This window comes from Carboxylicivirga fragile, from assembly GCF_050589805.1.
In the GTDB taxonomy this organism is placed as follows: domain Bacteria; phylum Bacteroidota; class Bacteroidia; order Bacteroidales; family Marinilabiliaceae; genus Carboxylicivirga; species Carboxylicivirga fragile.
Genome location: NZ_JBNGOY010000082.1, coordinates 1 through 10693 on the forward strand (window position 1 = coordinate 1; position 10693 = coordinate 10693).

Genomic DNA, 10693 nt, shown 5'->3' on the forward strand with positions numbered 1-10693 from the left:
TCCAAAATGATTGATAAATCATTTTGCTAATTACAATGGTTAATGCCGATACAAAAGCACAGATTGATTTTTTTATCAATCGTTTTGGTTTGTAATCGGTATTATGCCACCTTACACTTAATATTAATACACAGCCGAATGCCGATAAATTAATAATAGCGTCAAATGCAAAGCAAATTAAACGCTAATATCATTAACAAATCGGTATTACCCTTTTTTATATTATTTTTGATGGGGCAAATAAAAATAGACGAACCGAATATTAATTGAAATCAGAAGCATGTCTTTTCTAAAATTCTTAATAAGTAAAGTTTTTCTTAAAAACATAGCCATGGCAGTGGGCGCAATTGCCCTTTTGTTGATTGCTACATTCATAACAATCAGCATATACACCCACCATGGCGAATCGTTTGCTGTTCCAAACCTTAAAGGTTTAAACGAAGAACAATTTAGTGAACTCATTAAAGAAAAAGATCTACGATACAACATAATCGATTCGGTTCACATTAAAGACTTTATGCCGGGTGCTGTTGTTGAACAATTGCCTGATGCTGGTAGCATGGTAAAGGAAAATAGAACGATACACGTTACCATTAATGCCATCTCGCCCGAACAAGTACAAGTACCAAACCTCATTAATTACTCGCTTCGTAACGCTAAGGTAATACTAGAATCATACGGCTTAAAAACAGGCAAGCTAATTTATATACCAAGCGAATTTACCAACGAAGTACTTGGTCAGCATTATCAAGGAAAAGCGATTGATGTGGGGACATCTGTTCTTAAAGGTTCAGTCATTGACTTATTAATAGGTAAAGGGCTAAGTCACGAAAAAACTAACATCCCTGATCTAACAGGACAATCCATCGATGAAGCACGTCATTTCTTGGTTTCACAATCGCTAAATGTTGGAGCTACCATTTTCGACACATGTGTTGTTACATCAGATGATTCTTTATTTGCATTTATCTGGAAACAGCGTCCGAAACCAGAACCGGGATCTCGCCTCCCCTTAGGTTCATCCATTGATATATGGTTGAGTACTGATTCAGCTCGAATATTACCTGACAGTTTGCTAACACTCACCGATTCTTTACAGATTGATGTAGAACAGATTGAGCCAACAGATGAAGTGATAGACGAAAACATTGAAGAATTCTAAGAAAGAAAAGGATGACTGAACATACAAATGAGGAGATTGATGAATTAGACGAGAACAATGAGCTTTATGAGCATCATCGTTTTGTAACAGATCCTGGACAAAATCCTTTGCGCATTGATAAATTTTTGGTTAATCGCATCGAAAATTCCTCTCGAAATAAAATTCAAGAAGCGGCAACAGCAGGTAACATTCGTGTTAACGACAAAATAGTTAAAGCCAATTACAAGATTAAAGCCAATGAGGTAATTACGATTGTAATGTCTTTTCCGCCACGTGAATTAAAAATAATTGCAGAAGACATCCCTTTGGATATTATTCATGAAGATGACTCTCTCATTGTTTTAAATAAAAAACCAGGCATGGTTGTTCACCCAGGGTATGGGAATTATACCGGCACCATGGTTAACGCTTTGGCTTATCATCTGAAAGATCTGCCACTTTTCAACTCTGAGGATCCGCGTCCTGGATTGGTTCATCGCATTGACAAAGATACATCTGGTCTTTTGGTTATTGCGAAGACCGAGCAGGCTAAGAACTTTTTAGCCAATCAGTTTTTTAAGAAAACATCAACACGCACCTATCGAGCCATTGTTTGGGGACAAATGAAGGAAGATGAAGGAACCATTGAAGGCAATATTGGTAGAAGTTTGCAAGATCGCAAACAGATGGCTGTTTTTCCAGAAGGTGATAGAGGTAAACCAGCCGTAACACATTATACAGTTTTAGAACGCCTCGGATATGTTACTTTGGTTGAATGTCGTCTGGAAACAGGACGTACACACCAAATACGAGCCCACATGAAACACATTGGTCATCCACTGTTTAACGATGAGCGCTATGGTGGACATATGATTTTAAAGGGTACAACATTCACCAAATACAAGCAATTCGTACAGAACTGTTTTAAGATATTACCGCGACAAGCACTACATGCCAAAACACTAGGTTTTGTGCATCCTGAGAGCAACGAATACATATCGTTTGACACTGAACTACCTCAAGATATGAGTGAAGCCATTGAAAAATGGAGGGGCTACATTTCAGGTCGCGATTTATAATTAGCAATTATGAAAAAAAACATTGGTATCATATATGGCGGCTATTCTTCAGAAATAATTATCTCTGAAAAAAGCAAAGATGGTGTCATGTCGTTTATTGACGAAAACCGATACAACAGATATCCAATCCTTATCACCAAAGAAAAATGGTGTGCCATTATCGATAATACAGAATACCCAATTGATAAAAATGATTTTTCATTTATTATCGATGAGGAAAAAATAACAATTGATTGCGCCTACATCACCATACACGGAACACCTGGCGAAAATGGCCTATTGCAAGGTTATTTCGATATGCTGGACATACCGCACACCACCTGTAGTGTTGAAGCCGCTGCCATCAGCTTCAATAAATTTGCCTGCAATACTTACCTAAAGGGTTTTGGCGTTGCTGTTGCCGACTCAGTATTGTTACGAAAAGGAAATGCCTATAACGGTACTGATATCATTAAATCACTGGGACTGCCATGTTTTGTGAAGCCCAATGCCGGTGGATCAAGTTTTGGCATTAGCAAAGTTTCAAATGCTGAAGATATTGACGCAGCCATTGAAAAAGCTTTCTCTGAAAGTAATGAGGTAATCATTGAACAATTTGTAGGCGGGATAGAGGTTACCTGCGGACTTTTCAAAACTCAAAAAGAACAAGTTATCCTTCCATTAACAGAGGTGGTAAGCAAAAATGAATTTTTCGATTTTGAGGCAAAATACACCGCCAGCAAGGTTGAAGAAATTACACCTGCTCGTATCGAAATCAAAGTGCGTGATCGCATCCAATCCATCTCATCGCTTATTTATGACATACTTGGATGCAAAGGCATTGTTCGAATTGACTACATTATTTCGGATAAAAAAATATTTATGCTTGAGGTAAACACAACGCCTGGCATGACAACAACCAGCTTTATACCGCAGCAGATTAAAGCGGCGAACCGAAACATTAGCGAGGACTTCACTTCCATTATAGAAGATGCTTGCTCAAAATAAAGGCACTTCATATCACAAAACAACAATGGCCCTTACATCAAATGCAAGGGCCATTGTTTTATCACTATTTATATTTTAATAAAAGGACTGTGCTCCTGTTGTGGTATATGTTGTAACAACAATAGGGCCTTTACCAAACTTATTCTTCTTCTTTTTAGCTTTTCCATAAACAACGATCATGCCTTTTTCAGATTCGCACAAAAAGCTTAATTCCGATTTATCATGATCTAACTTCAATTTAATCTTTCCTTCGGTTGTTTTAAATGTTGATGATGCCGTCATCTTAACACGGTTACCAACGACTGCTCCCTTGGTTGAATTCAAATCAAAAACACCTTCAACATTAAACAAATTAAGGGTTCCTGCATTTGATAATGAATAGAAAGTTCCTTTGGCATCAGATAACTTTAAAGCACCCGATTTAGTCTTCATCTTCACATCACCTTCCACATCCTTCAAAGTTTGAGTACCATCAGTGGTTTCTGTGGCTAGTGCTCCATTAATTTGCTCAGCTAAAATGGCTCCACTATACGTTACCAAACTTGCCGATCCATTGATCTGTCGAGCAACCTGACTACCACCTTTACTCTTTGTCACCAGTTTACCTTCAATATTTTCAACAGTGATGGATGCTGATGTTGTACGAAGATTATAATCCCCTTTAACATTTGACACATTTATATTGCCTGATTTAGCCTCAGCCTCCACATTATTAGCAGTTAATCCTTTGACGGTAATATAACCCGAACCTGAATTAATGCTTAAATTAATCCCATCTGGCACCGTTAAATTAACAAAACCAGAATGTGAGGTCCAACCTGACTTTGGTTTCATAACCACTATATTTAACACATCTGCTTCCTGACTAACATTTACCTCGTAACCTTCTAAATCTTTGTTTGCCATTAGCTCAGTATCCAAAACAATAGTTGAACCCTTCTCAACCAATACCTTGCAAAAATCAGCTATTACATTGATGGTTTTAACACCAGAATACGTTTCATTGGCACTGAATACCTGAGTTAAACTCTGGGCATAACTTGTTGCTACTAAAGCGAACAAAAACATCAAGGTGTAAACTTTCTTCATACTTATATATTTTTTTATTAGCTATTATTTATCTCAATAAAAACCTAGACTTATCGCTATTTCATACGCTGATATCTTATAAAAGTTTCCTGCAGAAGCTTATAGTTTTTAACAATAAGAAAACCAGCATCAAAAAATTTAACTTAATTATTGGCGCTTCGCCCAAACCCGACTTCATTTCTTGTCTTAATACAAGAAACGAAGCAAAGAAACCCGATAGCTATCGGGTCAAGGCGACACCCACTTCACTCATAAAACTATGGTAATTGTACTGAAATCGTTTAAACTCGCTACGCTCAAACAAAAACGATTTTTAACCGTCCAATTAACCTTGTTTTATGGTTCACCGGCTGAGGCCACTCTATATACATTGGCACTTTCAGGTAGTTTCAAATTAGATAACGCAGTTGTGACATATAAAAAATCCCGCTCTAAGGCGGGATTTAATAATATATGTATTTAAAAGACTAGTCTTCCATATAACTTTCAATAGGCTCGCAGCTACAAACTAGATTTCGATCTCCGTAGGCATCATCCACACGCGCTACATCAATCCAAAATTTATTTTCACGAATCCAAGTCAATGGATAAGCAGCCTTTTCACGACCATAAGCATGATTCCAATCATCAGAAACAACCTTATAAGCTGGGTGAGGTGCATTCTTCAATACATTATCCTCCTTATCAGCGGCACCACTTTCTACTTCTTTTATCTCAGCATAAATTCCCTTCATGGCTTCAATAAAGCGATCCAATTCTTGTAACGACTCACTCTCGGTTGGTTCAACCATCAAGGTGCCATATACCGGGAATGATAAGGTTGGTGCATGGAAACCATAATCCATCAAACGTTTAGCTATATCGGTCTCCGAAATACCCGAATCAGCTTTAAAGTGACGACACTCCAAAATCATTTCGTGAGCCACACGACCATTGGTACCAGTATAAAGAATACCATAGTCATCCTTCAAGGCTGTTGCCATATAGTTAGCGTTCAAAATCGCCATTTTGGTAGATTTAGTTAAACCTTCTCCACCCAACATTTTGATATAACCATAAGTAATTGGCAATACACTTGCACTTCCCCAAGGAGCTGCGGCAACTGCAGTAATCCCTTTACGATTATTGTCAACAACCGGATGCGCTGGCAAGAATTCAACCAAGTGCTTAGCAACACCAATTGGGCCAACACCAGGTCCACCACCTCCGTGAGGGATAGCGAATGTTTTATGTAGATTCAAGTGACAAACATCGGCACCTATGAAACCTGGGCTAGTTAAACCAACCTGCGCATTCATATTAGCACCATCCATGTATACCTGACCTCCATTATCGTGAATTATCTGGCAAACTTCGATGATAGACTCTTCAAACACACCATGCGTTGATGGGTAAGTCACCATCAAACATGATAAAGTATCTTTATGCTTTTCTGATTTCTCACGTAAATCAGCTACATCAATATTTCCTTTTTCGTCACACTTAACAACCACTACTTTCATTCCGGCCATAACAGCACTTGCAGGGTTGGTTCCGTGAGCCGACGAAGGTATAATGGCTACATTACGTTGCTCTTCACCACGACTCTTATGATATTCCTGAATCACCAATAACCCAGCATATTCACCAGCGGCACCAGAGTTAGGCTGTAAACTAACATCAGCAAAACCTGTTATCTCCGACAAATCTTCGCGTAATTCATCCATCATTAGATGGTAGCCTTTAGCCTGATCGGTAGGAATAAAAGGATGCAGTCCGTTAAATTCGATCCAACTCAAAGGTAACATCTCAGTAGCTGCATTCAATTTCATGGTACATGAACCCAACGAAATCATAGAGTGTGTTAGTGAAATATCACGACGTTCTAGTTTCTTGATATAACGAACCATCTCAGCCTCAGAATGGAATTTCTTAAATATATCCTGTACTAAGAAATCACTTGTACGCTTAAATGCTTCCGGAATAATGCAAGCATCACCAATTGTACAGATTGTTGGCACACCTTTACCAGCTGCCTTAGCAAATACTTCAACTATCCAATTGATATCATCCAAGTTGGTTGTTTCATCAATACTCAAACCAACATCCCCATTTTCAAAATAGCGGAAGTTCATTTCAAGCTCAAGGCTTAAACGCTCAATATCTTCCAACTTCACCTTTTCAGGAATTGAGAAACGAATGGTATCGAAGTAATCTTTATTTAATTGCTTATATCCTAACTTCTCAATCTCTTCAGTTAACTGACAAGCTATTGAGTGTATACGCTCAGAAATTCGAGTGATACCATCTTTACCATGGTATACAGCATAGAAACCAGCCATTGTTGCCAATAAGGCCTGAGCCGTACAAATATTAGAAGTTGCACGCTCACGTTTAATGTGTTGCTCACGTGTTTGCAAAGCCATACGTAAAGCACGTTTGCCGTTCACATCTTTGGTTATACCAATGATACGACCAGGTAAAGATCTTTTTAAATCTTCCTTAGTGGCAAAAAATGCAGCGTGAGGACCACCATATCCCATCGGCACCCCAAAACGTTGAGTTGTTCCGAATACTACATCAGCACCCCATTCTCCCGGAGGTGTTAACAAGGCTAAACTTAATAAATCAGTTGCCACGGCAACACGACAATTATTGGCATGAGCTTTCTCAGTTAAAACTTTGTAATCTTCAATCTCACCATTTGAATTAGGATATTGCACCATTAATCCAAAAGTATTGTCATCACAATCGAAAGAATTGATATCGCCAAATACCAGATTAACACCTAATGGTTTAGCTCTTGTAATCAGCACCTCTTTTGTTTGAGGCCACATATTTTCGTCTGCAAAGAAAGTATTTACACCTGCTTTAGATTGCGCACGACTACGTGAATTGAACAACATAATCATTGCTTCCGCAGCAGCCGTTGCCTCATCTAACAACGATGAGTTAGCCAACTCCATACCAGTCATTTCAGCAACCACCGTTTGGAAATTCAATAACGCTTCCAAACGTCCTTGAGAAATTTCAGCTTGATATGGCGTATATGAGGTATACCATACTGGATTTTCAAGCACATTACGAAGTATAACTGCAGGTGTAATTACATCGTAATAACCCATTCCGATGTAGGTATTAAACACCTTATTTTCTGCAGCAATATCATGAATCTTTCTGAAATACTGACGTTCTGTTAATCCACTGCTTACCGCCAAAGGCTGTTTAAGGCGAATAGATGATGGAACGGTTTGTTCGATGAGCTCATCAAGAGACGATACTCCAATTCGATCAAGCATAGTATTGATCTCATGATCGCGAGGACCAATGTGACGTGAGACAAACTTATCAGTTGCCATATTGTTTAAGTTTTATATCAGTTAACTATTGTTTCTTTTCTGATGTCAAATTGAAGAAGAAAAATAATCAATTTCAATGATTTTTGCTTGTTTATCTATTTTTTTCTTACCTCACAAACTCCTGCTATTTATTAAGTTAAAAACGGATTATTCATTCGCTCAAAACCAACCGTACTTGATGGTCCGTGCCCAGGATATACCACAACGTCGTCATCCAAACACAATATTTTCTCTTTTAGGTTGGTGATTAAGGCCTCATGATCACCACCTGGCAAATCAGTACGACCAATACTTTGACGAAATAAGGCATCGCCAACTATCGCAATTTTATCGGCTTCGGAATAAAACACTACTCCTCCTGGCGAGTGTCCTGGAACATGTATCACTTTTAGCTCAGAATTACCAAACTTAATGGTATCACCTTCATTTAGGTATATATCAATAGCTGGTGGATTTTCTTCCATTTGCACACCAAACTGCATGGCATAACTTTGCATCTGCTCTAGAAAGAATTCATCGCCTTGGTGCGCCTCTAGCTTTAAATTATATGTTTCGTGAATATATCGCGTACCAAATACATGGTCGAGATGACAATGTGTTTGCAATAAACGAACAGGCTTTAATTCATTTGCCGCTATAAAATCCGAAACATGCTTATTTTCCTCAGCAGATAAACACCCAGGATCAATTACAACACATTCTTTACTTTCATCCGACAAGATATAAGTATTTTCTTGCCACTGATTGATTGGTAATACATCAACTTTTATCATGCTTATAATTTAATTATTAACAACTCCCTTTAACATAGGAACAAAAGAACAAGCACCTAGTTGTTCCTGTTCAAAATCATTCTGCGAGATTCGTTTAATTCTGGTCATAACTTGTTCTTTATCACCCAAAGGAATAACCATTATACCGCCAATTTTTAATTGAATTAACAAGTCTTCAGGTACAAAGGGTGCCCCAGCGGTTATTATAATTTTATCAAATGGCGCATACGTTGGTAATCCCTTATATCCATCGCCCAAATAAAACCTGCCTTTATACCCAAGATTACTCAGCAACTTTGTTGATCGCTGATACAATTCCTTCTGCCTTTCAATGGAAAACAACTTTACACCCATCTCTATTAAAACGGCAGCCTGATAGCCAGATCCCGTTCCCACCTCTAATACTTTATCATCCGATTTAATCTCTAATAACTGCGACTGATAGGCTACCGTGTACGGCTGAGAAATTGTTTGGCCAGCTGCAATAGGAAAAGCTTTATCCTGATAAGCGAATGAAACAAAACTGCTTTCAAGAAACAAATGACGCGGAATATTGCCAATGGCATTTAAAACATTTACGTCATTAATCCCCTTACTCGCAAGCTCATTAACCAATCGCTTACGCATGCCCTTATGTCGAAAAGAATCAAATTGCTCCATAAGATGGCAAATTTACTTTTTTTTAAATACCTTATAATATATAGTTACATTAATCGTTATCACAATGTATGGGGGAGTTTAGTAAACTGAGCAAAAAATCGATTCATATTCTTTTTTTGTGCATTGATATTTTCATGGTCATTATTTTTACCGTGTATTCTGTCAGTGTGCTAAAAAATGATTTGCCTATTTTCTCAACTCAGTTAGCCCGGTTCATTCAAGACTCTATTAAAACACCCACAGCAATATTACTTTTAAGTGGCCTGCTATTTTTTATTCTGTATTTAAATGGAACCTATCGTCAGAATGCTAACTTATCATTTATCAAACATTTATCCATTATTAGCACCGCAGTACTTCTAACTTACGCCATACTGTTTATTCAATTTTTTGGTTTCTTGACCCTCTTCTCTTTTCAAAACGTCTGGACAACCTTCATCAAATTAGTGGCCATCAACATAGTAGGTCTAACAATACCGCATACAGTTATAATTATAACATTAAGAACTCTTATAAAAAAAGGTTATTGGACATTTGATACTATCTTAATTGGCACAAGCAATAATTTAAAGAACTCGCATGATGAGATTGTTCAATTAAGCAAAGCAAGCGGACACAAAATCAAGCAAATTCTATGCATTGATAACACTAAAATAAATGGCTTAGACAAAGAACAACCACACCTGTCCAATTATGAAGAAATAGATACCTATCTGGAGAAAACCAAACCTGACGAAATAATCATTGCTCTCTCAAATGACGAAAATAAACTGATCTTAAAATTTCTTTCTGTAGCTAAAATGAGAAACATAACTGTTAGATTAATTCCTGACCTAAGCGCAATACTAAAAGGGTTTGTAACATTAGATAATCCTTCAGCACAACCTTACATCACCATCTCAAATAAAACCTTACCTGTTTGGCAAAGTTTCGTAAAGAGATGTTCTGATATTTGCATTGCGTTAATAGGTATCGTATCAGTCCTTCCATTAATACCTTATATAATTTTTAGAATAAAAAAAGAATCTCATGGTCCAATATTCTACAAGCAAGAAAGGATAGGAAAGAATGGCAAAGCGTTTAAAATTTTGAAATTCAGAACCATGTATCAAGATGCCGAAAAGAATGGCCCATCTCTTTCTTCGAGCCACGATGATAGGATCACACCTTTCGGTAAAACATTACGTCGATGGCGTATAGATGAATTACCTCAATTCATCAATGTTATACTTGGCAATATGGCGATAGTTGGACCTCGACCTGAACGATCACATTACATTAACGAAATTTCAAAAGAAGCACCCCATTTTAGTCAAATATTGCACATACGCCCAGGAATAACGTCGCTAGGCATGGTAAAATTTGGTTATGCTGAAAATGTACAGCAAATGATTCAACGATTGGAGTTCGATATCATTTATATGGAAAATCTCTCTCTCTGGCTCGACTTGAAAATACTACTTTACACCATCCGAACATTATTAAGTGGAGAGGGGAAATAGTTCCGACAAAATATTGTTGGTATAAAAACGAGGGTGTCCAAAAAGTAAAAATCACAATTAGGTTACTTTTAATTTGTAATCAAATATCCTTTTTTACTACCCCTAAATCCCCTGAAGGGGACTT

General features: G+C 37.5%; 8 protein-coding genes. 4 read left to right on the forward strand and 4 right to left on the reverse strand.

Annotation, left to right across the window (positions count from 1 at the left end):
* The first annotated feature begins 331 nt into the window (after positions 1-331).
* The 3 genes from ACRD7B_RS21945 to ACRD7B_RS21955 are packed head-to-tail and all read left to right on the forward strand — an operon-like array spanning position 332 to position 3207.
* Complete coding sequence (locus tag ACRD7B_RS21945; protein ID WP_430826814.1) at positions 332-1162, forward strand: PASTA domain-containing protein; 831 nt, start codon at positions 332-334, stop codon at positions 1160-1162.
* A gap of 11 nt (positions 1163-1173) precedes the next feature.
* The gene (locus ACRD7B_RS21950; RefSeq protein WP_430826815.1) at positions 1174-2220 is read left to right on the forward strand and encodes an RluA family pseudouridine synthase; all 1047 of its coding nucleotides are present in this window, start codon (positions 1174-1176) and stop codon (positions 2218-2220) included.
* A gap of 9 nt (positions 2221-2229) precedes the next feature.
* Complete coding sequence (locus ACRD7B_RS21955; protein WP_430826816.1) at positions 2230-3207, forward strand: D-alanine--D-alanine ligase; 978 nt, start codon at positions 2230-2232, stop codon at positions 3205-3207.
* A 75-nt stretch (positions 3208-3282) separates the two neighbouring features.
* Here ACRD7B_RS21955 and ACRD7B_RS21960 read toward each other — a convergent pair whose 3' ends face one another.
* The 4 genes from ACRD7B_RS21960 to ACRD7B_RS21975 form a co-directional block, all read right to left on the reverse strand.
* The gene (locus ACRD7B_RS21960; protein ID WP_430826817.1) at positions 3283-4296 is read right to left on the reverse strand and encodes a DUF4097 family beta strand repeat-containing protein; all 1014 of its coding nucleotides are present in this window, start codon (positions 4294-4296) and stop codon (positions 3283-3285) included.
* Between the two features lie 467 nt (positions 4297-4763).
* Positions 4764-7634: an aminomethyl-transferring glycine dehydrogenase gene (gene gcvP / locus ACRD7B_RS21965; RefSeq protein WP_430826818.1), complete on the reverse strand. Its 2871-nt coding sequence runs from the start codon at positions 7632-7634 to the stop codon at positions 4764-4766.
* A gap of 131 nt (positions 7635-7765) precedes the next feature.
* Positions 7766-8407, reverse strand: coding sequence for an MBL fold metallo-hydrolase (locus tag ACRD7B_RS21970; protein ID WP_430826819.1), 642 nt, complete (start codon positions 8405-8407; stop codon positions 7766-7768).
* Between the two features lie 9 nt (positions 8408-8416).
* A complete protein-coding gene (locus tag ACRD7B_RS21975; RefSeq protein ID WP_430826820.1) occupies positions 8417-9067 on the reverse strand; it encodes a protein-L-isoaspartate(D-aspartate) O-methyltransferase in 651 nt (216 codons plus the stop codon).
* A 134-nt stretch (positions 9068-9201) separates the two neighbouring features.
* Here ACRD7B_RS21975 and ACRD7B_RS21980 point away from each other — a divergent pair, with 134 nt between their 5' ends.
* Positions 9202-10569, forward strand: a complete 1368-nt coding sequence (locus ACRD7B_RS21980; RefSeq protein WP_430826821.1) for a sugar transferase — start codon at positions 9202-9204, stop codon at positions 10567-10569.
* The last annotated feature ends 124 nt before the right edge of the window (positions 10570-10693 follow it).

Bases quoted from the DNA above. Each gene is read 5' to 3' on its own strand.
- ACRD7B_RS21960 (WP_430826817.1), bottom strand. From the start codon at position 4,296: ATGAAGAAAGTTTACACCTTGATGTTTTTGTTCGCTTTAGTAGCAACA.
- ACRD7B_RS21950 (WP_430826815.1), top strand. From the start codon at position 1,174: ATGACTGAACATACAAATGAGGAGATTGATGAATTAGACGAGAACAAT.
- ACRD7B_RS21975 (WP_430826820.1), bottom strand. From the start codon at position 9,067: ATGGAGCAATTTGATTCTTTTCGACATAAGGGCATGCGTAAGCGATTG.
- ACRD7B_RS21980 (WP_430826821.1), top strand. From the start codon at position 9,202: ATGGTCATTATTTTTACCGTGTATTCTGTCAGTGTGCTAAAAAATGAT.
- gcvP (WP_430826818.1), bottom strand. From the start codon at position 7,634: ATGGCAACTGATAAGTTTGTCTCACGTCACATTGGTCCTCGCGATCAT.
- ACRD7B_RS21945 (WP_430826814.1), top strand. From the start codon at position 332: ATGGCAGTGGGCGCAATTGCCCTTTTGTTGATTGCTACATTCATAACA.
- ACRD7B_RS21955 (WP_430826816.1), top strand. From the start codon at position 2,230: ATGAAAAAAAACATTGGTATCATATATGGCGGCTATTCTTCAGAAATA.
- ACRD7B_RS21970 (WP_430826819.1), bottom strand. From the start codon at position 8,407: ATGATAAAAGTTGATGTATTACCAATCAATCAGTGGCAAGAAAATACT.